This is a genomic window from Algoriphagus kandeliae, from assembly GCF_004571135.1.
Lineage (GTDB): Bacteria > Bacteroidota > Bacteroidia > Cytophagales > Cyclobacteriaceae > Algoriphagus > Algoriphagus kandeliae.
Genome location: NZ_SPSB01000004.1, coordinates 327,672 through 352,427, shown reverse-complemented (window position 1 = coordinate 352,427; position 24,756 = coordinate 327,672). Strand labels below are relative to the sequence as shown.

27 protein-coding genes are annotated in these 24,756 nt (G+C 41.6%); 16 read left to right on the top strand and 11 right to left on the bottom strand.

From position 1 onward, the window contains the following. Positions 1–43: 43 nt before the first annotated feature. The 8 genes from E4S40_RS13795 (at position 44) to E4S40_RS13760 (ending at position 7,322) form a co-directional block, all read left to right on the top strand. Positions 44–820, top strand: coding sequence for an enoyl-CoA hydratase/isomerase family protein (locus E4S40_RS13795; RefSeq protein ID WP_135075273.1), 777 nt, complete (start codon positions 44–46; stop codon positions 818–820). Beyond that, positions 821–2,737, top strand: coding sequence for a RecQ family ATP-dependent DNA helicase (locus E4S40_RS13790; protein WP_135075270.1), 1,917 nt, complete (start codon positions 821–823; stop codon positions 2,735–2,737). Next, positions 2,730–3,329 carry a hypothetical protein gene (locus tag E4S40_RS13785; RefSeq protein ID WP_135075267.1) on the top strand — a complete coding sequence of 200 codons (600 nt, stop codon included), beginning with the start codon at positions 2,730–2,732 and terminating at the stop codon, positions 3,327–3,329. The genes E4S40_RS13790 and E4S40_RS13785 overlap by 8 nt, the downstream gene beginning before the upstream one ends. Then, positions 3,322–3,873: an NUDIX hydrolase gene (locus E4S40_RS13780; RefSeq protein WP_135075264.1), complete on the top strand. Its 552-nt coding sequence runs from the start codon at positions 3,322–3,324 to the stop codon at positions 3,871–3,873. The genes E4S40_RS13785 and E4S40_RS13780 overlap by 8 nt, the downstream gene beginning before the upstream one ends. A gap of 14 nt (positions 3,874–3,887) precedes the next feature. Further along, entirely contained in the window at positions 3,888–4,310 is a 423-nt protein-coding gene (locus tag E4S40_RS13775; RefSeq protein ID WP_135075261.1) for an acyl-CoA thioesterase, read from the top strand. Between the two features lie 31 nt (positions 4,311–4,341). After that, entirely contained in the window at positions 4,342–5,049 is a 708-nt protein-coding gene (locus E4S40_RS13770) for a tetratricopeptide repeat protein (RefSeq protein WP_237563201.1), read from the top strand. A gap of 1 nt (position 5,050) precedes the next feature. Then, positions 5,051–6,016, top strand: coding sequence for an L-threonylcarbamoyladenylate synthase (locus tag E4S40_RS13765; RefSeq protein ID WP_135075258.1), 966 nt, complete (start codon positions 5,051–5,053; stop codon positions 6,014–6,016). 106 nt (positions 6,017–6,122) lie between these two features. Beyond that, entirely contained in the window at positions 6,123–7,322 is a 1,200-nt protein-coding gene (locus E4S40_RS13760; protein ID WP_135075255.1) for a phosphoglycerate kinase, read from the top strand. A gap of 74 nt (positions 7,323–7,396) precedes the next feature. On the opposite strand, the gene tsf is transcribed toward E4S40_RS13760, so the two are convergent. From tsf to E4S40_RS13720, 8 genes are all read right to left on the bottom strand, one after another. After that, positions 7,397–8,227, bottom strand: coding sequence for a translation elongation factor Ts (gene tsf / locus E4S40_RS13755; protein WP_135075252.1), 831 nt, complete (start codon positions 8,225–8,227; stop codon positions 7,397–7,399). Positions 8,228–8,399: 172 nt separating this feature from the next. Beyond that, positions 8,400–9,161, bottom strand: a complete 762-nt coding sequence (gene rpsB, locus E4S40_RS13750; protein WP_135075249.1) for a 30S ribosomal protein S2 — start codon at positions 9,159–9,161, stop codon at positions 8,400–8,402. Positions 9,162–9,200: 39 nt separating this feature from the next. Beyond that, on the bottom strand, positions 9,201–9,587 hold the full coding sequence (gene rpsI / locus E4S40_RS13745) for a 30S ribosomal protein S9 (RefSeq protein ID WP_135075245.1): 387 nt from the start codon (positions 9,585–9,587) through the stop codon (positions 9,201–9,203). Between the two features lie 12 nt (positions 9,588–9,599). Next, positions 9,600–10,043 (bottom strand): 50S ribosomal protein L13, encoded by a 444-nt coding sequence (gene rplM, locus E4S40_RS13740; RefSeq protein WP_135075242.1) that lies wholly within the window; start codon positions 10,041–10,043, stop codon positions 9,600–9,602. A gap of 256 nt (positions 10,044–10,299) precedes the next feature. Then, positions 10,300–11,010 carry an RluA family pseudouridine synthase gene (locus E4S40_RS13735; protein WP_135075239.1) on the bottom strand — a complete coding sequence of 237 codons (711 nt, stop codon included), beginning with the start codon at positions 11,008–11,010 and terminating at the stop codon, positions 10,300–10,302. A gap of 69 nt (positions 11,011–11,079) precedes the next feature. Next, entirely contained in the window at positions 11,080–12,165 is a 1,086-nt protein-coding gene (locus E4S40_RS13730) for a sensor histidine kinase (protein WP_135075236.1), read from the bottom strand. Positions 12,166–12,168: 3 nt separating this feature from the next. Further along, positions 12,169–12,858: a response regulator transcription factor gene (locus E4S40_RS13725; RefSeq protein WP_135075234.1), complete on the bottom strand. Its 690-nt coding sequence runs from the start codon at positions 12,856–12,858 to the stop codon at positions 12,169–12,171. A gap of 153 nt (positions 12,859–13,011) precedes the next feature. Then, entirely contained in the window at positions 13,012–13,794 is a 783-nt protein-coding gene (locus E4S40_RS13720) for a DUF3108 domain-containing protein (RefSeq protein WP_135075231.1), read from the bottom strand. A 173-nt stretch (positions 13,795–13,967) separates the two neighbouring features. On the opposite strand from E4S40_RS13720, the gene recA reads away from it, so the two are divergent. Then, the gene (gene recA / locus E4S40_RS13715) at positions 13,968–14,993 is read left to right on the top strand and encodes a recombinase RecA (protein ID WP_135075228.1); all 1,026 of its coding nucleotides are present in this window, start codon (positions 13,968–13,970) and stop codon (positions 14,991–14,993) included. Between the two features lie 82 nt (positions 14,994–15,075). Here the strand turns inward: recA and E4S40_RS13710 are convergent, their stop codons facing one another. Then, on the bottom strand, positions 15,076–16,326 hold the full coding sequence (locus E4S40_RS13710) for an ABC transporter permease (protein ID WP_135075225.1): 1,251 nt from the start codon (positions 16,324–16,326) through the stop codon (positions 15,076–15,078). 124 nt (positions 16,327–16,450) lie between these two features. Here E4S40_RS13710 and queA point away from each other — a divergent pair, with 124 nt between their 5' ends. The 5 genes from queA (at position 16,451) to E4S40_RS13685 (ending at position 21,032) form a co-directional block, all read left to right on the top strand. Beyond that, complete coding sequence (queA, locus tag E4S40_RS13705) at positions 16,451–17,500, top strand: tRNA preQ1(34) S-adenosylmethionine ribosyltransferase-isomerase QueA (protein ID WP_135075222.1); 1,050 nt, start codon at positions 16,451–16,453, stop codon at positions 17,498–17,500. Positions 17,501–17,591: 91 nt separating this feature from the next. After that, entirely contained in the window at positions 17,592–18,275 is a 684-nt protein-coding gene (locus E4S40_RS13700; RefSeq protein ID WP_135075219.1) for a 2-C-methyl-D-erythritol 4-phosphate cytidylyltransferase, read from the top strand. Positions 18,276–18,402: 127 nt separating this feature from the next. Further along, positions 18,403–19,236, top strand: coding sequence for a LiaF transmembrane domain-containing protein (locus E4S40_RS13695; RefSeq protein WP_135075216.1), 834 nt, complete (start codon positions 18,403–18,405; stop codon positions 19,234–19,236). A gap of 141 nt (positions 19,237–19,377) precedes the next feature. Beyond that, positions 19,378–20,307, top strand: a complete 930-nt coding sequence (locus tag E4S40_RS13690) for a sensor histidine kinase (RefSeq protein WP_135075213.1) — start codon at positions 19,378–19,380, stop codon at positions 20,305–20,307. Further along, complete coding sequence (locus tag E4S40_RS13685; protein ID WP_135075210.1) at positions 20,304–21,032, top strand: LytR/AlgR family response regulator transcription factor; 729 nt, start codon at positions 20,304–20,306, stop codon at positions 21,030–21,032. The genes E4S40_RS13690 and E4S40_RS13685 overlap by 4 nt, the downstream gene beginning before the upstream one ends. A gap of 38 nt (positions 21,033–21,070) precedes the next feature. Here the strand turns inward: E4S40_RS13685 and E4S40_RS13680 are convergent, their stop codons facing one another. Next, complete coding sequence (locus E4S40_RS13680; protein ID WP_026952747.1) at positions 21,071–21,292, bottom strand: DUF2795 domain-containing protein; 222 nt, start codon at positions 21,290–21,292, stop codon at positions 21,071–21,073. 77 nt (positions 21,293–21,369) lie between these two features. Continuing rightward, on the bottom strand, positions 21,370–22,617 hold the full coding sequence (locus E4S40_RS13675; protein ID WP_135075207.1) for a DUF349 domain-containing protein: 1,248 nt from the start codon (positions 22,615–22,617) through the stop codon (positions 21,370–21,372). Between the two features lie 132 nt (positions 22,618–22,749). Here E4S40_RS13675 and ettA point away from each other — a divergent pair, with 132 nt between their 5' ends. Both ettA and E4S40_RS13665 read left to right on the top strand, forming a co-directional pair. After that, entirely contained in the window at positions 22,750–24,429 is a 1,680-nt protein-coding gene (ettA, locus tag E4S40_RS13670) for an energy-dependent translational throttle protein EttA (RefSeq protein WP_135075204.1), read from the top strand. 121 nt (positions 24,430–24,550) lie between these two features. Beyond that, positions 24,551–24,745 (top strand): hypothetical protein, encoded by a 195-nt coding sequence (locus E4S40_RS13665; RefSeq protein WP_135075201.1) that lies wholly within the window; start codon positions 24,551–24,553, stop codon positions 24,743–24,745. The last annotated feature ends 11 nt before the right edge of the window (positions 24,746–24,756 follow it).

Below are 24,756 nucleotides of genomic sequence, written 5' to 3'. Positions count from 1 at the left end.
ATTGCCCTATTCTCCTGCTAATTTCAGGAGCAAAGAATTAAACATGGAATCTCCAATCAGACTCGAAAAGTCAAACCGAATCGGAAAAATAACTCTTAATCGTCCGGAAAAAAGAAATGCCATGAGCACTGAATTGGTGGAGGGAATGCTGGGGGCTTTGGGTGAATTGGAATCAGACGAAGAGGTGAAGGTCGTAATTATTGCTGCCGAGGGGAAAGCTTTCTGTGCAGGAGCTGATTTAGCCTATCTGCAACAGATGCAAAACTTTACTCCTGAAGAAAATCTTGTTGACAGCCGACGGCTGATGAGTTTATTTGACCGGATTTATAATTTCCCTAAGCCTGTTATAGCGCAGGTTCAAGGACATGCTTTGGCAGGAGGATGTGGTTTAGTCACGGTTTGCGATTTTGCTTTCACAGTTCCTGATGCACTTTTTGGATATACAGAGGTGAAAATTGGCTTTATTCCTGCTTTAGTTTCTATCTTTTTGCAGGAGCAAATTGGTGCTGCCAAAACCCAGGAACTCCTTTTGTCAGGTGAATTAATTTCCGCTCAAAAGGCAGCAGAATTGGGGATAGTTACCGCTGTGACTGAACTTGAATTTTTAGAAAAAGAAGTCCAAGAATTTACCCAAAAACTGATTGAGAATAATTCGGGGCATGCAATGACTACAACTAAGGCGCTTCTTCGAAGTCTTCATCAGGAAGAAAGACAGAAGAAACTCGAGGAGGCAGCTGTCTTGAATGCCAAATCCAGATCTAACCCGGATTGTGTTCGGGGTATTTCTGCATTTTTGAACAAAGAAAAACCGAGTTGGTAATTGGAAAATAGGGCCAAGCAAATCCTGCAACAGGTTTTTGGATTCGGAGATTTTCGGCCAGTCCAAAGGCAAGTCATTCAATCGGTTTTGGATGGTGCGGATAGTCTTGCCCTGATGCCAACAGGTGGAGGGAAATCCCTTTGCTATCAGATTCCTGGATTAACTTTAGATGGGATTTGCTTGGTGATCAGTCCTTTGATCGCTTTGATGAAAGATCAGGTAGATCAACTTAGGGCTAGAGGGGTTCTCGCCCAGGCAATTTATTCTGGGATGAGTTACCGGGAGATTGATCGGGCTTTGGATAACTGCATCTACGGGAATTACAAGTTTTTATATGTCTCTCCCGAGAGACTAAAGTCTGATATTTTTATTGAGCGATTTAAGCAAATGCCCGTCAATTTGATTGCTATAGACGAGGCCCACTGTATTTCCCAATGGGGCTATGATTTCAGACCTCCTTATCTGGAAATTGCCGCTATTCGAACCTTTCATCCAAATGTACCCATGTTGGCTTTGACTGCTTCTGCGACCCCACAGGTTTTGCAGGATATTGTGGAGAAGTTGGAGATGAAAAATCCTCAGGTATTCAGGCAAAGTTTTGCTAGAGAAAATCTGAGTTATCATGTCCGCTTGGTAGAAAATAAATTAGAGAAAGGAAAAGAAATTCTGGATAGAGTAGGGGGAAGTGCGATTTGGTACGTCAGAAATCGGCAAGCAACTCAACAAATAGCCAAAGCACTCCATCAATTAGGGATTTCTGCCACGTTTTACCATGCGGGTTTATCAGTTAAAGACCGAACGGAGCGTCAGGAAGCTTGGATGAAAAATCAAGTTCGGGTGATGGTTTCCACTAATGCCTTTGGAATGGGAATCGACAAACCTGATGTGCGGGTAGTGATTCATTCGGATGTGCCAGAGAATATCGAAAGTTACTACCAGGAAGCTGGACGTGCTGGAAGAGATGGCAAAAAGTCTTATGTTGTTTTGCTGTGCAATGAAGAAAATCTGGAAAAGCTAATGGACCGGGCTGCCTTAGTGTATCCTCCTATTGATTTTATTAAGAAAGTCTACCAATGCCTCGCCAATTATTTCCAGATAGCTGTTGGTAGTAATATGCTTAGCAGCTTTGATTTTGATTGGGGTGAGTTTGCAAAAACATACAATTTGGGTGTTTTGGAGACTTTTTATGCACTCAAGGTTTTGGAAGAGGAGGGATTTATTGGTTTGAGTGAAAGTTATTACAGTCCATCCCGACTTCACTTTTTGGTGAATCCTCAGCAATTGTATGAATTTCAGATTTCCCAAGCTCGATTGGATCCAGTTATTAAAATATTACTTCGGACCTATGGAGGGAATTTGTTTTCAGAATACATCAAAATCCAGGAATCCAAGATCGCCAAGTTTCTGGAAATGAAGGAGTCGGAGCTAGTCAAGCTTTTGGAACGGATGGCTCAATTCGAAATCGCGGACTATGAAAAGCGAAAAGATAAGCCACAAATCACCTTTCTGACCCCTCGCTATGACGCGGCTAAGTTACCTCTGAATGTCAAACGGATTAGTCAAAGAAGGGACCTGACCTTAGAAAAGGCTAAAAGTATGGTCATGTATGTCCACCAAAATTTGATCTGCCGAACCCAGTTTATTCAGGAGTATTTTGGAGAGAAAACGGATGAAACCTGTGGAATCTGCGATTGGTGTATTGCTCATCGAAGGGATCCGGGAGCTTTAGGCGAAAAACTCAAAAAGTGGATAATTGAAACTTTGCGGCTTGCTGGTGAGTTAGAACAAGACTCACTGATCAATCAGGTGAATTATTCCAATGCGGAATTTGCTGTGGAATTAATCCGAGAACTGATCGATGAAGGTGAGATTCAATTAACTCCTGTGGGAACTCTAACATTAAAGCCTGATGAATAGCTTCTTTGACGATCTTTTTGGGAAGATCTTTAAAAATCCAGCCAAAAGCCCTGTAAAGGTAAAGGAGAATTATGAGTTCAAAGAAGCTGATTTACAGGAAATTGAGAGTTGGATGGATGGTGAGGAAGCGACTAAGTTGTTTGATCAAGTTTATCGAAGCTATCATTTGAAAAGGACCGGAATAAACGAAAGTCCACAGGTTCACCTTTTCCAATCTCCCTATGCAAATGGATTTGCGGTGACCTATGAGCCGCCTTTTACACCGGAAACTTTTTCCAAGCTTTTCTTGGCTTTTTCACGACGCATCTTAGCTTTGGGGTATAAGCAGGTGAGTCTTGATCGAAAAATGGAAGAAATCAACGATCAAGTAAAAACCACAGAAAAGTTTTACCTTAAACCTCCCTTGCAATCACCTTCCGAAAATCAGCGCATTTCCCAGCTTTTCGGAAATGTAAGTATTGAGAAAATCAGTATTGATAATAAACCCAGTTACCTGAAGCTTCTGGTAACGGTCTATTCGGACCGTCTCTACGAAGATGCTCAACCTTTCGACCAAATGATCGATCGCTTATTCGATACCAACCATGGATAGATACACCTTTCAAAAACAACTGGAATTGTACCGGACTCCTTACGAGGAGGAGGCTGAATTTATTGCTGATTTTGCAGCTTTAACCGAGGATCCGCTTGCCTACAAGCGAGAAAGACTGGCTGGGCACTTTACAGCTTCATCTTGGATCGTGAATAAAAAGCGAACCCATACACTTCTGACTTTACATCGGAAGTTGGGACGCTGGCTTCAGTTGGGTGGTCATGCTGATGGAAATGAAAACCTCATGGAGGTTGCGATGAAAGAGGCAATGGAGGAAAGCGGTTTGCAAAATCTTCGGTTGGTAGAAGAGCAAATTTTTGATTTAGACAAACATATCATCCCGGAGCGACCTCATGTTCCCGAACATTATCATTATGATGTTCGCTTCCTTTTGGAAGCAGATATGGATGAACCCCTACAGATTAGTGACGAGAGTATTTCCTTAGCTTGGTTTAGTTTTGATTCGGTGGCAGATATGATTGGGTACAATCCTTCCATTCTCCGGATGCTTGAAAAAACCAGTAAATCAGAAATTTTGCTTTAAGGCTTTAGGATTCTATGAGTACTCTTGAAGGGTTTGAATTTTCAGTTCCGATTCAGGTTCGCTTTTCGGATATTGATGGCTATATGCATGTGAATAATGGGATTTATTTCAATTATTTCGAGCATGCTAGGGCGCAATATCTTTATGAACTTTGTGGCTGGAATATTATGGAAGTAGGTACCGTAGTGGCTCGGATCGAGTTGGACTACGTAAAACCCATCCACATGGAAGATAAGGTCAAAGCTTATGTCCGCTGCAGTCGATTGGGTAATTCTTCATTTGACCTGGAGCAGGTTTTAGTGGATGAATCTAATCAGCAAGTTTTTGCAAAATGCAAAACCATCATGGTATCTGTTTCTATGGAAAACATGAAACCTGTCTCTATCCCAAGTAATTACCGGGAGATTATGGAGGCTGATCTCAACAAAAGCGCGTGATTCCCTATCTTTGCGCAAAATCAATAAGGAAGTGAAGAAAATTTGGATTTTCGGGCTGTTTGTTTTCAGCCTTGTTGCTTGTGCACCCAGCGAAGAAGAGCTGATGAAGGCCGGTTTGGAAAAAATGGACGCCCAACAATGGGATGATGCTATTTCTATTTTTGATCGGGTTTTGGAAAAAAATGCAATTCAAGGTCAGGCGCTCAATGCAAAGGGAGTTGCCTTGTTTCAGCAAGAAAAATATAAGGAGGCAATTTCTGTTTTCTCTGAAGCCATCGAAGCAGATTCTGCCAGTTATAAGCCTTGGTTTAATCGCGGGAATTCCCACTTTGAATTAGGGAATTTGAAGGAAGCGGTGTCCGATTATAATATGGCTAATCGTTTGGATCCTCAACAGACCGATATTTACTACAACCGAGGTTTAGCGCTATTAGGAATCGAATATTATGAAGATGCTATTTTGGATTTCGATATGGCTCTTCAGGTAAATCCCAATCAAGCTTTGGTCTATTTTAATAAGGGAAAAGCCCAAATGGGAAATAATGATCCGATTGGAGCGCTTGAATCTTTGACCAATGCGGTCAATTTGGATCCCAAGAATGGGGCTGCCTATTATTTATTGGGAGTGACTCGATTGAGTGCCCTGAATGAAAAGTCGGAAGGATGCGTCGATTTACAAATGGCTCTTTCCTTGGGATACCAAGAAGCTGAAAGCTGGGTGAAAGACTTCTGTCAGTAAAATGGCTATCATCGGTCAGGACATAGAGAAAGCGAAAGAATTTTTGGAAGCCGGCCAATTGGTTGCTATTCCAACTGAGACAGTTTATGGCTTGGCTGGAAATGCCTTGGATGTGGGCGCTGTTGCAAAGATTTTTGAAACCAAAAACCGTCCCTCTTTTGATCCCTTGATCGTCCATACCGATTCCATAGAAAAAATTGGAGCTTTTGTATGCGAAATTCCTGAGGCTTTACGAAAGCTGGGAGAGAAGTTTTGGCCGGGACCTTTGACGATTTTGCTTGAAAAGAAAGCTATCATTCCTGATCTAGTAACTGCCGGATTGAGTCGAGTTGCCGTTCGTGTTCCCCGACACTCCTTGACGAGAAGTTTACTTCAAGAATTAGACTTTCCCTTGGCTGCTCCCAGTGCCAATCCTTTTGGCTATATCAGCCCTACCCAAGCAAGCCATGTAGCTAAGCAGTTGGGTGATAAAATCCCATACATTTTGGATGGTGGAAGTTGCGAAGTGGGATTGGAAAGTACGATTGTGGGAATGGAAGATGGAAAAGTAACCGTTTATCGCTTAGGAGGCTTGGATCTAAATCAAATCACAGAAGTTGTGGGAGAAGTTGAGATTAAATCCCACAGCAGTTCAAATCCTGCGGCTCCAGGTTTATTAAAGAGCCACTATGCGCCTACCAAAGAATTTATCTTAGGTGATTTGGATGAGTTGGTTCCAGAAATGCTGCAAAGAGGAAGACCCTTTGGAGTATTGAGTTTGAATAAGCGGTTTACCTTGGATGGTCCTGCACCTCAATTCCAATTAAGTCCCAGTGGGGATTTAGTTGAGGCTGCCCGGAATTTGTTTGATTATTTGCGTCAGTTGGATCAATCTGGCGTGGAGGTTATTGTAGCCGAATTGATGCCTGAAAATGGATTGGGGCGTGCTATAAATGACCGCTTAAGAAGGGCTGCGGCCAAGGGATAATTTTTCGCCCTAGATTTACTGCTTCAAGAAAATCGCTTTTTGTTGTAATCTTTGATAAATTCGACCGTGTTTTTCGAATTTTCTATAATCTATTAAATCCTATTTTATGAATCCTAGAATCAAAAACGTCGATAATCTGAGTTTCGAGGGGAAGAAAGCTCTCGTGCGGGTAGATTTCAACGTGCCTTTGGATGAAAACCTGAAAGTAACGGATGATACCCGGATACAAGCTGCTTTGCCAACCATCAAGAAAATCCTAAGCGATGGCGGGGCGGCTATTTTGATGTCCCACTTGGGAAGACCAAAAAATGGTCCTGAAGACAAATTTTCTTTGAGACACATTGTGGTAGACTTAGAAAAAGCCTTGGGCCAAGCGGTAAAATTTGCTCCAGATTGCATTGGTGAAGAAGCCAAAGTCTTAGCCGCTGGCTTGAAGCCGGGAGAGGTTTTGCTTTTGGAAAACCTTCGCTTTTACAAAGAAGAAGAAAAGGGAGACGCAGAATTCGCAAAGAAATTGGCTTCCCTAGGAGATATATATGTGAATGATGCCTTTGGTACGGCGCATCGAGCTCATGCCTCTACGGCGGTGATTGCTCAGTTTTTCACAGAGAAAGTTTGTGGATACCTCATGCTTTCCGAGCTAGAGAATGCTGACAAGGTTTTGGGAAATCCTGAAAGACCTTACACAGCAATCATGGGCGGTGCTAAGATCTCTGATAAGATTTTGATCATAGAGCGTTTGCTGGACAAAGTGGACAACCTGATCATAGGTGGAGGGATGTCCTATACTTTCGCTAAAGCTCAAGGTGGAACGATCGGTGATTCTTTGTTGGAGGCAGATAAGTTGGACTTTGTGTTGGAGTTGATGGAAAAAGCCAAATCAAAAGGAGTGAATTTGATTCTTCCTGTTGATACGGTGATTTCAAAGGCTTTTGCCAACGATGCGGAACAAGGATTGGCAAATAAAGGTGAAATTCCTGACGGTTGGATGGGCTTGGATATCGGTCCAAAAACCCGTGAATTATTCGCTGAAACCATTTTGAAGTCCAAAACCATCCTTTGGAATGGTCCAATGGGGGTTTTTGAAATGGAGTCATTCGACAAAGGAACCAAAGCAGTAGCTGAGGCAGTTGTGGCGGCTACTAAAAATGGAGCTTTCTCTTTGATTGGTGGAGGTGATTCAGCAGCCGCAGTCAACAAGTTTGGCTATGGAGATCAAGTTTCCTTTGTGTCTACCGGTGGTGGAGCTTTATTGGAATATATGGAAGGAAAAGAGTTGCCAGGTGTGGCTGCTTTGAGACCGTAATAGAATTATAAAGGCAATAAAAAACCCTTTCTGAATCAACAGAAAGGGTTTTTTTATGATTAGTCGGAAATCAATTATCCGATAGAGATTCTCTTGAAAGCTGAAACAGTCAAACCTTTGCTTACTCCGTCCAAGTATTGAGCAATAGTTTTGCTGTTGTCTTTTACGAATTGCTGGCTCAACAAGGTGTTTTCTTTGTAGAACTTGTTCAATTTACCCAAAGCAATTTTTTCCAACATTTCTTCAGGCTTGCCTTCAGCTCTAGCTTGTTCTTTACCAACTTCGATTTCACGCTCGATAGTAGAAGCATCTACTCCGTCTTTGTCAACAGCCACTGGATTCATAGCTGCAATTTGCATTGCAACGTCTTTTCCAGCTTCTTCAACGTCAGCTCCGTTAGTGTTAGTCAAACCTACCAATACACCCAATTTACCATTAGAGTGAATGTAAGGAACAACAGCCTCAGCAGAAACGGTTTCAAAGTGAGAAACGTCGATTTTCTCACCGATTTTACCGGTCATTTCAACGATTTTTTCTGCTACAGTGATTCCTTCGATAGGCAATGCCATGATTGCTTCTTTAGAAGCAGCACCGTTTTCTACCGCTAGGTTCAAAAGGGTGTTTGCGAAAGCACCGAACTCTTCGTTTTTAGCTACGAAGTCAGTTTCGCAAGTCAGGGAAAGAATAGTTCCTTTAGTTCCGTCTTCGCTAACGTGAGTTACCACTACACCTTCTTTGGTTTCGCGATCAGCTCTGGAAGCAGATACTTTTTGACCTTTTTTACGTAAGATGTCGATTGCTTTTTCAAAATCGCCTTCAGCTTCAGTCAAGGCTTTTTTGCAATCCATCATACCGGCACCGGTCATTTGTCTCAATTTGTTTACGTCTTGTGCAGTAATTGCCATTTTCGGGTCTGTTTATGGAATTAAACGATATTTATTTCATTTGAAAGCCTGCTAAGCAAGCTTCGGATCTGATCCATTATGGAATCCGACCCCATCAGATAAAACAAAAAATTGAACATCGGCCGGAACCAGATGTTCAATTTTTTTAATTATTTCAAAATCAGTAGTGGGATTATTCTTTGGTTTCAGCGTCAACGGCTCTTTTAGCCTCTTCCTCTTCAGAAAGTTTTGCTTCTTCCTTCTCTTTTTTGCGCTCAGCAAGGCCTTCTTCGATAGCCGCACCGAATGCTTTTACGAGTAGATTAACTGATTTGAAAGCATCATCATTGGCAGGGATAGGGAAATCCACCTCATTTGGGTTGGAGTTTGTATCTACCAATGCGAAAACAGGGATACCAAGCTTTTGTGCTTCGGCAATCGCAATGTGCTCACGCTTGATGTCAACGATGAAAAGAGCAGCTGGAAGTCTGGTCAAGTCAGCGATACCGCCAAGAACAGTTTCCATTTTCTCTTTTTGACGAGAGATCATCAATCGCTCTTTTTTCGCCATATTCTTGAAAGAATCTTCTTTCATCATCTTATCCAAAGAAGACATCTTCTTCAAAGATTTTCTGATAGTAGCGAAGTTGGTCAACATACCACCCAACCATCTTTCGGTTACGTAAGGCATGTTAAGACGGCGAGCTTCGTCAGCTACTAGGTCTTTAGCCTGTTTTTTAGTAGCTACGAACATTACTTTTTTGCCTGATCTTACGATCTGCTTGACTGCGGCGGATGCTTCTTCGAGGCAGGCAAGCGTTTTATTAAGGTCGATAATGTGGATTCCGTTCTTCTCCATGAAGATGTATGGAGCCATACGGGGATCCCACTTTCTCGTCAAGTGTCCGAAGTGAACACCAGCATCCAATAAGTCTTTGTATTCGATTTTTGACATGAATTAAATTGGTTTCTATTAATTGGGAGGAAGTTCCGATTAACGCTTGGAGAACTGGAATCTTCTTCGTGCTTTTCTTCTTCCCGGCTTCTTACGCTCGACCATACGAGGGTCACGAGTCAAGAATCCTTCTTTCTTCAATGGACCTCTGTGCTCTTCGTTTACTTCACACAAAGCTCTGGCGATCGCCATTCTGGCAGCTTCTGCCTGTCCTTTGATTCCACCGCCATCTACATTGATCTTGATGTCGAAGTTTCCGTCTTCACCCACCAAAGTCAAAGGCTGCTTAACCACGATTTGGTGTAGGTCAAATGGAAAATATTTCTCCAAAGACTGCTTGTTTACGGTGATCTCTCCTTTACCCGGCTGTAAATAGATTCGGGCTACTGAGGTTTTTCTTCTACCGATTGTATTGATTACATCCATGAGTTTTTACGATTAGAGCGTGATGGTTTTAGGCTGCTGCGCTTCATGTGGGTGCTCAGCTCCTTCATACACGTACAAGTTTCCGTACATTTTTCTTCCTAGTCTGTTCTTTGGCAACATGCCTCTTACAGCTTTCTCAACCAAGATGGCAGAAGACTTTTGCTTCAACAATCTAGGAGTAGAAATTCGCTGTCCTCCTGGATATCCGGTGTGGCGAACGTAAACTTTCTCGTCCCACTTCTTACCGGTCAATCGAACTTTGTCTGCGTTGATTACAATGACATTGTCACCACAATCCACGTGAGGGGTGAAATTCGGTTTGTTTTTCCCCCTTAAGATTTTCGCTACCTCACTGGCTAATCGACCCAAAACTGCAGCCTGAGCGTCCACTACCACCCATTGCTTGTCTACAGTTGCGTCATTAGCCGATACGGTCTTATAGCTTAAAGTATCCACTGTGTAACTGTTTAATTTTTAGCTTGTTAAATGTTTTCGACCCCCAAAAAGGGACACAAAGATAGAAGTATTTTATTTTCCATGCAAAATATTTCAAATGCTACCTCCTAATTTTCATGTGGTTATACTTGTTTTCAATGGTCACATGGAATCTCACAGGCCCAATAAACTGTAAAATTTAAAGGTTTTGCCCTGTTCGATTTCATAGGTTTAGCATCCGAATACCAAATTTTCGATGGATTTCCTGGGTTGATAATCAGGTGGTTTTCTCCAATTGATGAATTAAAACCTGAAAATCCTTCGGATAAGGGGCTTGTACGAAAATTTCTTTTCCATCCAGTCCCTCAAATCCAATCGAAAAAGCATGCAAGGAAACCCGCTGCATAATCGGCAGCTCTTCCGTGTCCTTCTTGAGATTGAAGCGGCGCTTCAATGAAGAAAGGTACAAAGGTTTTCCACCGTACAGTTCATCCCCACAAATGGGGGATTTGAGGTAAGCTAGGTGTACCCGGATTTGATGCAATCGACCTGTGATCGGTTTGCATTCAATCAAGGAATGAGCCCGGTATGTTTTAAGTGTATTAAATACAGTCTGGGCTGGCTTGCCTTCCTTATTGACTTTGGCGACTCCTTTGGCTGATGCAACGAGGTTTCGGTCTACTAGCAAGTGCTCATATTCCTTTATTCCCTCGACTACAGCGTGGTAGATTTTGCTTACTTTCCGGTTTTCAAACTGGATGGCCAAGTGCCTGTAGGCCTCTGGATTCTTAGCAATCACCAGACATCCGGATGTTTCCTTGTCCAATCGATGACACAGCTGGGCATCTGCTGAGTAACCCTTGGCAAGGTCCAGGATGTTCTGCGCCTCATGCCTATCGTCTAAGCTCGACAGGTAAGGCGGCTTGTTGATTACCAGGTAATCCTCGTTTTCAAACAGAATGAGTTTCTGAAAATCTACTTTCTTCATGGATTCTCCTGCCTCTTCAAAGAGGGTGCAAAGGTAGAGGGAAAATGGCAGTTAAAAAATTAACTTACATTATTTCAAACTTCCCTCACTTGTTTTATGAGTATCCTCAGGAGCATTAGCTTTGACCAATGGCAATGAAAAACTAAAAATCGAGCCTTTGCCCACGGTGGAGCTGACTGAAATCTTACTTTTATGGCCTTCTAAAATATGCTTGACAATGGCTAGTCCCAGCCCGGTGCCTCCCTCTTTTTTGTTTCGGCTTTTTTCTACTCGATAGAATCGCTCAAAGATTCGCTTCAGATCTTCAGGAGGGATGCCTTGTCCATCATCTTTAATGTCGACTTGAATATGATTCTTTTGTGTCTTCAATAAAATCTTTACCTCACCAGCTTCATGGTTGTATTTGACTGCATTGAAGATTAAGTTTTGGCAAACTCTGTAGATTTTTTGACGATCTGCATGCGTGATGTAGGTCTTTTCAGGATCGAATTTGAAGTTGATTTTCACATTTCTTTTGGAAGCTTTGTGTTCCAATTCCTCAATCACTTCTTCGATCACTTCCTTCAAATCAAAGTCCGTAAATACAAACTTGATCACACCACTTTCCATTTGATTCAGTGTAAGCAAGTCCTGAACCAAGTTGTCTAAAGAGTCTAGGCTTTTTGCAGCCCGCTTCAGAAACTTCATCCGGACATGTTTATCATCAATCGCACCGTCTAAAAGTGTGTGAATATAGCCCTGAGTTGCAAAAATGGGGGTCTTCAATTCATGGGAGATATCGGCGATAAATTCCCGTCTAAACTCAGCGTTTTTCTGAAGGGCCTCAATTTCCTTTTGGCGGGCAAGTGCATAGGAATTGATTACTGCATTGATTCTCCGCAAGGGAGAAATGGAAGATTTGGTTTTCTTCTCCTGAATTTCTGATAGATCTTTCTTTTGAATCTTTTCCAGTAATTGGTAGATGTTGCCAATTTCTCGAAACACCAAAAATTCAAGGGTAATGGATATTAAAAGGTAGGAGGTAGAAAAAGCAACTCCCGCTGCTACGAGGATGACTAAGGTCGATGCCTCATCCACTAAGGATAAAAAAGCTACCACCAAGACCGAAATGGCCAAGGCCAATACAACAGCAATCCCTCGGGAAGTAGTGAGCATGAATTAACCCAAATCGAACTTATAACCTACACCTTTTACTGTAGTGATGTAGTCATCTCCGATTTTTTCGCGGACTTTTCGGATGTGTACGTCTACTGTTCTAGCAAGTACAAATACATCCGCTCCCCAAATATTCTGAAGAAGCTCATCTCTACTATAGACGATATTAGGGTTTTTGGCAAGGAAATACAAAAGTTCAAATTCTTTCTTCGGGAGGGTAATGGTTTTTCCGGCTTTTTCAATGGTGTAGCTTCCGCGGTCGATTACTAAATCCCTGATTTTGATCTGCGCCTGCTCTTGTTCTTTTTTAGCCTCTCTTCTGAATAGCGCCGCAATTCGGCTCATCAAAGCTCTTGGCTTGATAGGTTTGGTGATATAATCATCCGCACCCACATCAAAAGCAGCTACTTCGGAATACTCCTCCATTCGGGCTGTCAGGAAGATCACGAAGGTGTTTTTCAGTTCAGGAATTTCCCGGATTTGACGACAGGTTTCGACTCCGTCCTGATTGGGCATCATGATGTCCAGGAGAATCACATCAGGTAAAAACTTAGAGGCTTTTTTAACCGCTTTCACGCCATCTTCAGCAGTTTCTACTTCATAGCCTTCCTTTTGGAGGTTGTATTTTAGAATCTCAACTATGTCCGGTTCGTCATCTACAACCAGGACCTTGATTTTCTGCTTATCGCCCATTGGGTTCCGTGCTTATTGATTTGGTTAAAATTAAGTAATATTTGAGGATAGCCCGCAACTTTTTTAGCTTTTCCAATGAGCTGAAGGCTAAAAAAGAATCAGAAAAGCTGCTGTTTGAAGCTAATGTTACCGGAAGGTTATAGGACTGTGAAATCAATAGCGTAGCCCGCTTGCTGATTTCAATTCCAAATTCAGAGAACCCAGAAACAAATTCGCCTTGATTTTCACGGGGATCTTGTTTTGGTCTTGTGTCACCCAGACAGTAACCGGGAAGTCACCTCTAAAGAGTTTGTTTTTTGGGATTTGAGGGGAAAAAATGAAGGTATCTTTCTCTCCAAGCTCGGTATCGATGCGCTCTTGTCCCTCGTAGATTAATTTTATGTTATATATTTCTTTATCAAAAAATCCCAGGATTTCTACTGTGTCACCAACCTGCAAATTGCTCAGATCAAGGGTGCGCAAATAGTAGAATCCGCTAACGATATCCTGGACTTTTCCGGGCAAAGAAAATTCCTTTTCCTCTTTAAGAGATTTATTTTCCTTGTCAAAAAGCTGCATTTTGGCTTTTTTCTTTTGCTGATCGAAAAATACCTTCTCGTGCTTTCTATATTTTCCTTCTTCAATGTGTCGATAGGAAACGGAAGGCAGTTTGGATTCTAATTCCCAAATGCTCCCCCAGTTATCATTTACCCTTCCGAAAATCGTAGCAGCACCTTTAGTTTTTCCATAAACATCAATTTTGAAATGAGTCTTCTCATTGATAGTTTCTGGTTTTTTGCCGATTTTCATGGTGGCATCAGCTAGGTTAAACCAGCCATAACTTACTTCAAATTCCAACTCTTCTCCATAGGTAAAGGGGTAGTTATGCTGTCCCAGTACAACTTGGGAAAGAAGCAGAAATAGAGTAAAGAGAGAGAATTTGATACTTTGTTTCATATTAATTGACAATACCTGACAAAAAGCTGGTATTTTTAACATGATTACGAAAAAGCATGCCGATTAGTGGCGAAAAATACGAATTTGCCTCTCGAAATCAAGATGAATGGCACTTTTGACCATGTCCTTTACAAGATTTAACTTTAACGTAAGAATTCTTTAAACATAGACTCATGAGTACGAATGCAGAAAAATTGAAGGCCCTCCAACTCACCATTGATAAATTGGAAAAGGCCTATGGAAAAGGGACCGTTATGAAACTAAGCGATAATACGGTGCAGGATATCCCTGCGATTTCTACCGGTTCGCTTGGCTTGGATATGGCCTTAGGTGTAGGGGGGATTCCTAGAGGAAGAGTAATTGAGATTTATGGTCCAGAATCTTCCGGTAAAACAACTTTGACCATGCATTGCATCGCAGAAGCGCAGAAAGCAGGTGGCTTGGCCGCCTTCATTGATGCAGAGCATGCCTTTGATAAAGTATATGCTGAAAAGTTAGGCATTGATACCGAAAACCTATTGATCTCTCAGCCGGACAATGGTGAGCAGGCATTGGAAATTGCAGAGCATTTGATCCGGTCAGGCGCCATAGATATTATTGTAATTGACTCGGTGGCAGCCTTGGTTCCTAAAGGGGAATTGGAAGGTGAAATGGGCGAAAGCAAAATGGGGCTTCAGGCTCGCCTGATGTCTCAAGCCCTAAGAAAATTGACAGGAGCAATTAATAAAACCGGGTGCGCTTGTATTTTCATCAACCAGCTTCGTGAGAAAATCGGAGTGATGTTTGGGAACCCTGAAACTACTACTGGTGGTAATGCCTTGAAATTTTATGCTTCTGTGCGCTTGGATATTCGACGCATAGGACAAATCAAGGAGAGCGCTGATAATGTAACAGGTAACCGTACTCGAGTGAAAGTAGTGAAAAACAAAGTGGCGCCACCATTTAAAGTAGTCGAGTTTGATATCATGTATGGTCAGGGTATCTCTAAAGTTGGAGAAGTGATTGATCTAGGAGTAGAATTTGACATTATTAAAAAAGCTGGTTCTTGGTTCTCTTACAATGGAGAAAAACTTGGACAGGGTCGTGATGCAGTAAAGAATCTTCTACTCGATAATCCTGAATTGATGGAAGAGTTGGAAGGAAAAATCAAGGCTGCTGCCGGATTGCTTCCTGTTGATCCGACTAGCGATATGGACTGATTTGTTTTTGTGTTTGATTGATTAAAAAAAGGGAAACCGATTTGATCGGCTTCCCTTTTTTATTGATGTCAAACAAGTGCGTTTAAGTAGTTCTAATAGCTTCTACCGGATCCATTCTGGCCGCGAGTGTAGCAGGGACGATTCCTGAAACCACTCCAATTATAGAAGAAACTCCCAAGCCGAGAATGATATTCCCTGGAGATAAAACCAAATCCAGACTTCCTAATTGCACAAAACTCAGGAAGTACACGAGAATAATTCCTGTCCCTCCTCCAATCAAACTCAAGCAAACTGCTTCGAATAGAAACTGGAAAAGGATAAAGTAATTTTTAGCGCCTAAGGATTTTTGGATACCAATAATATTGGTGCGTTCACGGACGGAGACAAACATGATATTGGCTATTCCAAATCCACCTACTAAAATGGAGAATCCACCGATTACCCAACCTGCGGTAGAAATTACATCGAATACGGATCCAATGGCGTTTTGAAGGAATTCGGTTTTGTTAAGCGAAAAGGAATCATCTTCGGTAGGTTTGAGGGCTCTTTTTGCACGAAGTAAGCCGATCATTTCATTTTCGATTCCTACCAAACCCACATCCTCTTCCATTCCTTTCGCAGCAATGGTTGGATTGATTCCGTTTTTCCCGGTATTGAAAAGTTTGGTGAAGGCTGGGTAAGGAATAAGACAAGCTTCATCTTTGGAAGGAAGGTCCAAAACCCCACTTCCTTCTTCCTCAAATACACCCACAACCACAAATTTTAGTCCTTTGATTTTGAATTCTTTCCCAATTGGAGATTGATTTGGGAATAAGGTATCTGCGATCTTTTTTCCTATTACCGCCAGATTTCTGGCAGCTTTGATTTCATTTCCGTTGAAGAGTCTGCCTTCTTCGATGGGAGCATCATAGACATCTCCATAATCTTCAAAAGCCCCAGTAAGTTGTACCCCTTGATAGGCATTACTTCCAGCTGTTACTGTTGTGCTTGCCGAAGCTGAGATGGTAATTCCTTCAGCAGTGGTCAGTCTATTTTTCAGAAATTCATATTCTTCAACAGTATTATTGGGTCTTCGGAAATATTTCCACCAAGGAAAATTTCCCGGAGGGCCTGACTGGAAAGGGAATTTGTCAACTCGGATAACATTAGTTCCAAGAAATGCAAAAGAAGATTTGATATTGTTTTCCAGTGAATCGACGAGTGTAAAAACAGCAATGATAGCAAATATCCCGACTGTAACCCCCAATAATGACAGAACTGTGCGGGTTAGATTGGATTTCAGGGCATTGAGAGCAAAGCGAAGGCTCTCCCAAGAAAGTCTCAAAAAAAGCATAGTGGGGAATAGTTGGTTAAATCAATCTTTAAAGTTAGGGGATTTTGGATATTATATTCTTATCTTTGCACTTTTTAGAGTAAATCTAAACAAAAAATTATAGCCATACATCTAACGCTTCTCTATGAAATTATCAGATTTCAAATTTGACGTACCTAAGAAACTTATTGCGCTTTATCCAACTGAAAACAGGGACGAGTCCAGACTCATGGTCGTTCACCGTAAAACAGGGGAATTCGAGCATCGCACCTTCAAAGATATCCTGGAATATTTTGATGAAGGGGATGTTTTTGTAACCAACGATACAAAGGTTTTTCCAGCGCGACTGTACGGAAATAAGGAAAAAACAGGTGCAGAAATTGAAGTATTCTTGCTTCGAGAATTGAATCCGGAGTTAAGGTTATGGGATGTGTTGGTAGATCCAGCTCGAAAAATCCGGGTAGGAAATAAATTGTACTTCGGAGATTCTGATTTGGTTGCTGAAGTGATTGACAATACAACTTCCAGAGGTAGAACTATCCGATTCCTATTTGATGGTACGCAGGAAGAATTCTACAAGGCGATTGATACGCTTGGTGAAACGCCGCTTTTGAAGGAAATCATCGACCGAAAAGTTGAGCCTGAAGATCGTGAGCGCTACCAAACCGTTTTCGCAAAGAATGTAGGGGCTGTTGCTGCACCAACTGCAGGTTTGCATTTCACCCCTCACTTACTGAAGCGCTTGGAGTTGAAGGGAATCGAAGTGACTCCAATTACCCTTCATGTGGGATTGGGAACCTTCAGACAGGTAGACGTAGAGGATTTGACCAAACATAAAATGGACTCTGAGAATTATGATATTCCTGAGAAAACCGTCGAGTTGGTCAACGAAGCCTTGGACAATAAGAAACGTGTGGTTGCTGTTGGAACTACCGTACTTAAAACTGTCGAGTCTTCCGTTACAGCTAGCAACCATTTGAAAGCTTCCAGCGGATGGACTGACAAATTCATCATTCCTCCTTACGATTTTAAAATTGCCAATGCATTGATCACAAATTTCCATTTGCCAGAATCAACGCTGCTAATGACAGCTGCTGCATTTGGAGGGTATGACTTGATCATGAAGGCTTACAAAGAGGCAATCAAAGAAAAATACCGATTCTTCTCCTATGGAGATGCGATGTTGATACTTTAAAAAAAAGGCTCCTTTCGAGGAGCTTTTTTATTTTTACTTGGTATTTCAAAAATCAGGAGTAGTACGAAACTACTTTTTCAAAAAATCACACATGCAAAAAGCAGCAGTTTTGGTAGCAGGAGGGCGAGGTACTCGAATGGGAGGCCCTATGTCCAAACAATACCTTCCCATAGGAGGGATGCCAATTTTAATGCATACGCTTTCAGTTTTTCATAAAGTTGATCCAAAAATGGAATTGATCTTGGTGATTCCAGGGGATGATTTTGAGCTTTGGGAAAACTTATGTCAACAGCATGACTTCACTATCCCACATCAGGTTGTTGCCGGAGGAAATTCAAGGTTTCAATCTGTGAAAAATGGTATTACTGCTGTTTCCTTTTCGGAAGGAGTTGTAGCTATTCATGATGGGGTGCGGCCATTTGTACATGAAAATGTCATCAAAGAAAGTTTTGAAAAGGCAGCAGAAACAGGGAGTGCTGTGGCTGTGGTAGCTTTAAAAGACTCTATTAGGAAATTGATGGATGATGATCGGAGTTTTTATCAGGAGCGGCAATATTTTCGATTGGTGCAAACTCCACAGACTTTTGATATCCAAAAAATTCGGAAGGCTTTTGAAGTGACAGAATTGCCTCAATTTACCGATGATGCAACCGTCTATGAACATCAAGGTTGGCAGGTTACTTTGATTCCCGGGAATCCAGAAAACATCAAGATTACTACACCAGAAGATATGGATTATGCGGAGTTTTTGATTCAGAAAATGAAGAGTCGGTAAAAAATCCCCTGCGTTTTTACCGACTTTTTCTCCGCATTCACCGACTTTTTAGATAGGCTATCGACTGCTACTATTTGCGTTAATTGAGCCATACTACATTTGGGCATCATTCAAAACTCAAAAAGCGATGGCAAATTATTCTAAACCCAGTTCAAGTAGCGACGGAGGATTAATCTTCGGATTTATCATCTTAGGCTTAGGCGTTTTATTACTTCTTCGAAAGTTGGGAATTTTCTTTCCCGGATGGTTACTCAGTTGGCCCATGATTTTGATTGCAATCGGGCTTGTTGTATCGATTAAGCATCAATTCCGCTCCTTATTTGGTGGAATCATGTTGTTTCTTGGCGTTTACTTTCTTTTAGATCGAGAGTTCGCATTTGACTTCGGAATTGAACGCTACATTTTACCGATTGGCTTGATCATTTTGGGTATTTACCTTATTACCCAAAAACAAAAAGAAAAGCGGATCATGGATAATGTTCAGGATCAAATCCGAAATAAAACATTTAAATCCCCTGATTCAGGATCTGACAGTGAAGGTGCTTCTAGCAGTTTTTCCGGGTCAGGTTCTTCCGATTCTTCCCAAAAGCCACCAATTTCAGGGGTTTCGGGAACAAGTTTCTCAGATCGAATCAACATCGATGCGGTCTTCAGTGGGGTGAATAAGCGGGTTTTATCCAAAAATTTCCAGGGAGGAAAACTCACCGCTGCCTTTGGTGGAGTTGACTTGGATTTGACTCAAGCGGATTTTTCCGGCTTAATCAATCTACAGGTAGATGTAATTTTCGGAGGTATGAAAATTATTGTTCCTCCTCATTGGGATGTACGTGTGGAGGTGACGAATGTCGCGGCAGGCGTAGAGGATAAGCGAATCTATCGCCAGTCGGAAGTAGATGCTGATAAAGTACTTGTTCTTCGAGGTACGGTTTTCTTTGGCGGTTTGGAAATCAAATCATTTTAACGAATTTCCATCAATCAAATCGCAAGAACTGTGTTTTCAAGGGCCTTCCGATCCACAAAAAAATACTATTGGATTATCCAAGGAGCCAGCCTAGCTTGGTTCCTTGGTACTTTTTTGATTTTAAGGCACTATCAAATCGAGATGTTTAGAGCCTTGATTGATGCTGGGATTTTCACTCTTCTTTTTGTTGGATTGGTGACTGTTCTTGATCGAATTTTCACCTTTTACAATCCCAAAAGCGGGAATATGATTCTGCTTTTGATTCTTCCTTTGATTCTATCTTTTTTGGTAGTCTTGCTTCATCGGTTTTCAGTTCCTTTGGCTTTTTCTGAGGATTTGGAGTATTTAGATTTTTTGAAGAATAACCTTTACCTCCGTTGGGCTATTTTGGCTTTAGCTGCTTTAATGATCACTCTATTGGCGATGGTTGTGTCTAGACTGGAGCAGCAGGAAGAGACCAAGAATCGCGAATTGCACATGATGGAGTTGAGCAAAGAAGCAGAGCTTTCCCAATTAAGACAGCAGCTTCAGCCACACTTTTTATTCAATAGCTTGAATTCAATTAGTGCTTTGGTCATGAGTCAGCCGGATCGAGCAAGAGAAATGGTGATTATGCTTTCGGATTTTCTTCGAGGGACCATTCGAAAAGACCTAAAGACTTGGACTACTTTAAAGGAGGAACTCGATTATTTACAAATGTATCTTGAAATTGAGCGGGTGCGATTTGGGCATCGGCTTGAGGTTATATTCGAAATTTCCCCAGATTCTGAAGAACTTAAAATTCCTCAATTGTTGATTCAACCTCTTTTGGAAAATGCCATCAAACATGGGCTGTATGGAGTAACTGGAGAAGTAAAGATTCAGCTAAGTTCAAAAAAAGAGCAACATTACCTGGTTGTTCAAATTGATAATCCATACGACCCGGAGAATCCTCCTCAAAAAGGAACAGGCTTTGGACTTAGTTCTTTGAGGAGAAGACTATATCTTCTTTTTGGAAGAAATGACCTGCTCAGTACCCGAGAAGAAGGCACTTGTTTTTCAGTAAATTTGAAAATACCCCAACCAAAATGATCAAAACCATCATAATAGACGATGAACCTTTGGCAGCCAGCGTGGTCGAGGAATTTTTGAAAGATGATGAACGCTTTGAAATCGCAGCAATCTGTCATGATGGTTTTGAGGGGTACAAAGCCATTCAACAGCATGAGCCGGATTTAATTTTTTTGGATGTGCAAATGCCCAAAATCACTGGGTTTGAGATGCTGGAATTATTAGATGATCCACCTGAGGTGATTTTTACGACAGCTTTTGATCAGTATGCTTTAGCAGCTTTTGATGCGAAAGCCATTGATTATTTACTTAAGCCTTTTTCCAAGCAGCGATTTCAACAGGCAATAGATCGGTTTTTAGAAAAATATTCAGCTGGTGAGGCAAAGCAGACTACCTCAATCTCCGAATTGGCGGATAAGGGACAGCGCTTGGTTGTTCGTGTTAAAAATGAAATCAAGATAATTCCTACCGATCAGGTCAGTTATTTTGAGGCATCGGATGATTACATTCGGATTGTAACTGAATCAGGTACCTATCTCAAAAAGATGACGATGAAAGCTTTGGAAGATGCTGTATCTCCCGAAAAGTTTGCACGGATTCACCGATCCTACATGCTGAATTTGAATGAGATTACGCGGATCGAGCCCTATGAGCGGGATAGCTATTTGGTTTTTTTGAAAAGTGGGCAAAAACTTCCAGTCAGTAAGACAGGATACAGTCGATTAAGACAAGTACTTGGGCTTTAGCCTAAAAGACAAAAAGCCCCAAAAAATGGGGCTTTCAATTAATATTCGTCTTCGTTAAAGAAGAAATCGTCCTTGGTCGGATAATCCGGCCAAATTTCTTCGATGGTTTCATAAGGTTCTCCATCGTCTTCCAATTCTTGGAGATTTTCTACCACTTCAAGTGGTGCTCCTGAGCGGATTGCATAGTCGATCAACTCGTCTTTGGTTGCTGGCCAAGGAGCGTCTTCCAAGTAGGATGCTAATTCTAGTGTCCAGTACATAGTATTCGTTTTAGAGTGTTCCGGATTATAAAGGGTGCAAAATTATCTTTTTTTTCAAATATGTATGCTTGTACTCATTATTTCTGAGAAAGTTGCTTTAAGATGTGATTTTTTACATCCACTTTCCGCTTAAGACCAAATAATTTTTTCTTCATCATAATTTCAAAGTCTCCAGTCTGAACTCGGAAATTACCTGAATTATCCTGAGCGGTCTCATATTCAGTCTGATCTCGGTGCAACAAATCTTTCAAAAGAGAAGTACGGATATGATCTTGTTCCTGCTGAGATTTACTATCAAAATCCGGGTATTTATTATGGATTAACTTGTTCAAGAAAGCTTTTTCGAAAACAACGTCCGAGAAAAACTGAAAAGAACGTGCCAAAAGATTGGCTTCTTTTGGCTTTCTGGGAGGGAGCTTTCGCCATTCTTGCTGGATTTCCTTTGCTCGCTGAATGAGTTCATAGCTACTATCTTTGGAAGCCAATTTTTTGATTTCCTCTGTTAGGGTTTCCACTTTTTTCATCACCTCTCGAGGGTGCATTTGTGGACCAGGATTCAGAGTGCGCTTGTATCGAGAAAAAATCCGATTGTTCAAGCGAGAAAATTCATCCCAAAGTGGCTGCCTTTTTTCGGCAGGTACTTTACCGGCAGCTTTCCATTCTTTTTGAATCCGCTTACTGATTTCAAAAGCCATCTTGGCATCAGGAAGATCGTGTGCTTCTCTCGCTTGCACCACCAAGGCTTCATAAACCTTAATATTCTCTTCAGCCTGAAGGGCCATGCCTTCATAATAATGTCTTCGGTTTTCAAAGAAATGCTGCACGGCATCGTTAAACTGTGCTTCGATTTCTTCTTGGATTTCTTTTTCGACAGGACCGGTTTTGATCCAGCGCATTTTCAAATCCTTGAAAGCTTCTGTAGTTTGTTTCCAGTCTGTGTCATCCTTCAGGGCTTCAGCTTCCTGGATCAAAGCTTTTTTGATTTCCAGATTTTTAGCCCGATTGCTTTGGATGATTTCGTTTAGGTAGTTTTCCTGCTGATTAAGCTCTTCGATCAAAGGAACAAAATCGCCAAGTGCGTCAGAGGCATACAAAGAATCTCGAAGGTGGATCAATTTCATCAAGAAAGAACCCTTGTTTTGATTCTCTTGGATATCCGTTTTCAGTTTTTCTACCTTTTCCTTTATCTGCTCAAAACGGTCTTCAAAATAAGCGATGGTTGATGCCTCATCTTCCTTCACTTCTCCGATTTCTCGATCAGGTTTCCCCAAAAATCCTTTCAGAAAAACTTTATTGTCTTTAATGTATCCATATGGATGATCCATCGCACTACAGTAGGTTATAGGTGGTCGTTTTCAATTTTCCGCAAATTAATTAATTCAAAAGCACTTATCCTAAGAAAGGGCTTTTTTTGCATCTTTGCTGTTTAACGCAAATTCTCAGGAAAAATTCAACGCATGAGTGCAGAAAAAATCATCTTTTCCATGGCCGGGGTATCAAAAATCTACCCGCCTCAGAAAAAAGTACTAAAAGATATCTATCTCTCATTTTTCTATGGTGCCAAAATCGGCGTCTTGGGTCTAAATGGTTCGGGGAAGTCCTCTTTGCTCCGGATTATTGCTGGAGTAGATAAAGACTATCAAGGTGAGGTCGTTTTCTCACCGGGATATACCGTGGGAATGTTGGAGCAGGAACCTAAGCTTGATCCCAATAAAACGGTTAAAGAAGTCGTAGAAGAGGCTGTGGCTGACACGGTGAATTTGTTGAAGGAGTTTGAAGAGATCAATGAGAAATTCATGGATCCTGCCTTAATGGATGATCCTGATGCGATGAACAAATTGATTGAGCGTCAAGGGGAGGTTCAGGAAAAACTGGATGCTGCCAACGCTTGGGAATTGGATGTGATGCTTGATAAGGCGATGGATGCCTTGAGACTTCCACCTAGCGATGCCAACGTGGGAAATCTTTCCGGTGGAGAAAAAAGGCGTGTAGCACTTTGTCGATTGTTGCTTCAGGAGCCGGATGTATTGCTTTTGGACGAACCTACTAACCACTTGGATGCGGAGTCCGTTCTTTGGCTTGAGCAACATTTGCAGCAATATAAAGGAACGGTGATTGCTGTGACTCACGATCGTTATTTCTTGGATAATGTAGCCGGATGGATTTTGGAATTGGATCGGGGAGAGGGTATTCCATGGAAAGGGAATTATTCCTCTTGGTTGGATCAAAAACAACAGCGCTTAAAGCAAGAAGAAAAGACGGAATCCAAGCGTCAAAAGACCTTAGAGCGGGAATTGGAATGGATTCGCATGTCTCCAAAAGCCCGACAGTCAAAAGGGAAAGCCCGTCTGAATGCTTATGATAAGCTAGTAGGAGAAGAAGCAAAAGAAAAAGAAGCGAAACTGGAGCTCTTCATTCCACCCGGACCTCGATTGGGTGCTAAGGTGATTGAAGCGAATCATGTTTCGAAAGCTTATGGCGATAAGTTGCTATTTGAAGATTTGAGTTTTTCTCTGCCTCAAGGTGGTATTGTAGGAGTAATCGGTCCAAATGGTGCGGGTAAAACCACGCTCTTCAAATTAATTACTGGTCAGGAGAAACCGGATTCCGGAAACTTTGAGGTAGGTGAGACAGTGAAACTTGCCTATGTGGATCAGGAGCATGATCATTTGGATCCAAATAAAACAGTTTACCAAACGATCTCTGAAGGCAATGAATTGATGAAGTTAGGAAATAAGGAGGTGAATTCGAGAGCCTATGTTTCCAAGTTCAACTTTGCCGGATCTGATCAGGAGAAGAAAGTTGGGGTGCTTTCAGGTGGTGAGCGTAACCGCGTTCATTTGGCTTTGACCCTGAAAGAAGGAGGAAACCTCTTGCTTTTGGACGAACCGACCAATGACTTGGATGTGAATACACTTCGTGCCTTGGAGGAAGCCTTGGAAAACTTCGGTGGCTGTGCGGTGATCATTTCCCACGACCGTTGGTTTCTGGATCGTATCTGTACGCATATTTTGGCTTTTGAAGGTGATTCTCAGGTATATTGGTTTGAAGGTAATTTCACCGACTATGAGGAAAACAAGAAAAAGCGGCTTGGTGATGTGACGCCGAAGCGAATTCGGTATAAGAATTTGAAGTAAGCTTTGAAGTCAGAAGGCTAAAATCAGAAAGCTGAAATAATGCCTCTCGAGGAGAAATCTTCGAGAGGCTTTGTTTTTTTATCAAGATTTTGAGTTATTACTCTAAAATTAGTTTTTCAGAATGAGCAAACGTCGACTCTATTTCCATCTTTCCATGATCTTGATTGCCTTATTGATTGGTGGTCTATCTCTTTGGCAATCTGGTTTTTGGATGGATGGACGGAATAAGGTTCCTAATTTCACAGCAATTGCCGTGGTTTTTCTGGTTATTTCGCAGGGAATACTTCTTCGTGTAGGATTGAAAGAAAAGAAATAACTAACCTAGGC

Coding starts and splice junctions, on each gene's coding strand:
- E4S40_RS13730 (WP_135075236.1), bottom strand. CDS start 12,165: ATGCTCACTACTTCCCGAGGGATTGCTGTTGTATTGGCCTTGGCCATT.
- E4S40_RS13710 (WP_135075225.1), bottom strand. CDS start 16,326: ATGCTTTTTTTGAGACTTTCTTGGGAGAGCCTTCGCTTTGCTCTCAAT.
- E4S40_RS13690 (WP_135075213.1), top strand. CDS start 19,378: ATGTTTAGAGCCTTGATTGATGCTGGGATTTTCACTCTTCTTTTTGTT.
- E4S40_RS13665 (WP_135075201.1), top strand. CDS start 24,551: ATGAGCAAACGTCGACTCTATTTCCATCTTTCCATGATCTTGATTGCC.
- E4S40_RS13735 (WP_135075239.1), bottom strand. CDS start 11,010: ATGAAGAAAGTAGATTTTCAGAAACTCATTCTGTTTGAAAACGAGGAT.
- E4S40_RS13720 (WP_135075231.1), bottom strand. CDS start 13,794: ATGAAACAAAGTATCAAATTCTCTCTCTTTACTCTATTTCTGCTTCTT.
- E4S40_RS13725 (WP_135075234.1), bottom strand. CDS start 12,858: ATGGGCGATAAGCAGAAAATCAAGGTCCTGGTTGTAGATGACGAACCG.
- rpsB (WP_135075249.1), bottom strand. CDS start 9,161: ATGTCAAAAATCGAATACAAAGACTTATTGGATGCTGGTGTTCACTTC.
- E4S40_RS13695 (WP_135075216.1), top strand. CDS start 18,403: ATGGCAAATTATTCTAAACCCAGTTCAAGTAGCGACGGAGGATTAATC.
- recA (WP_135075228.1), top strand. CDS start 13,968: ATGAGTACGAATGCAGAAAAATTGAAGGCCCTCCAACTCACCATTGAT.
- E4S40_RS13775 (WP_135075261.1), top strand. CDS start 3,888: ATGAGTACTCTTGAAGGGTTTGAATTTTCAGTTCCGATTCAGGTTCGC.
- E4S40_RS13760 (WP_135075255.1), top strand. CDS start 6,123: ATGAATCCTAGAATCAAAAACGTCGATAATCTGAGTTTCGAGGGGAAG.
- tsf (WP_135075252.1), bottom strand. CDS start 8,227: ATGGCAATTACTGCACAAGACGTAAACAAATTGAGACAAATGACCGGT.
- E4S40_RS13680 (WP_026952747.1), bottom strand. CDS start 21,292: ATGTACTGGACACTAGAATTAGCATCCTACTTGGAAGACGCTCCTTGG.
- queA (WP_135075222.1), top strand. CDS start 16,451: ATGAAATTATCAGATTTCAAATTTGACGTACCTAAGAAACTTATTGCG.
- E4S40_RS13765 (WP_135075258.1), top strand. CDS start 5,051: ATGGCTATCATCGGTCAGGACATAGAGAAAGCGAAAGAATTTTTGGAA.
- rpsI (WP_135075245.1), bottom strand. CDS start 9,587: ATGGATGTAATCAATACAATCGGTAGAAGAAAAACCTCAGTAGCCCGA.
- ettA (WP_135075204.1), top strand. CDS start 22,750: ATGAGTGCAGAAAAAATCATCTTTTCCATGGCCGGGGTATCAAAAATC.
- E4S40_RS13685 (WP_135075210.1), top strand. CDS start 20,304: ATGATCAAAACCATCATAATAGACGATGAACCTTTGGCAGCCAGCGTG.
- E4S40_RS13675 (WP_135075207.1), bottom strand. CDS start 22,617: ATGGATCATCCATATGGATACATTAAAGACAATAAAGTTTTTCTGAAA.
- E4S40_RS13780 (WP_135075264.1), top strand. CDS start 3,322: ATGGATAGATACACCTTTCAAAAACAACTGGAATTGTACCGGACTCCT.
- E4S40_RS13785 (WP_135075267.1), top strand. CDS start 2,730: ATGAATAGCTTCTTTGACGATCTTTTTGGGAAGATCTTTAAAAATCCA.
- E4S40_RS13795 (WP_135075273.1), top strand. CDS start 44: ATGGAATCTCCAATCAGACTCGAAAAGTCAAACCGAATCGGAAAAATA.
- E4S40_RS13700 (WP_135075219.1), top strand. CDS start 17,592: ATGCAAAAAGCAGCAGTTTTGGTAGCAGGAGGGCGAGGTACTCGAATG.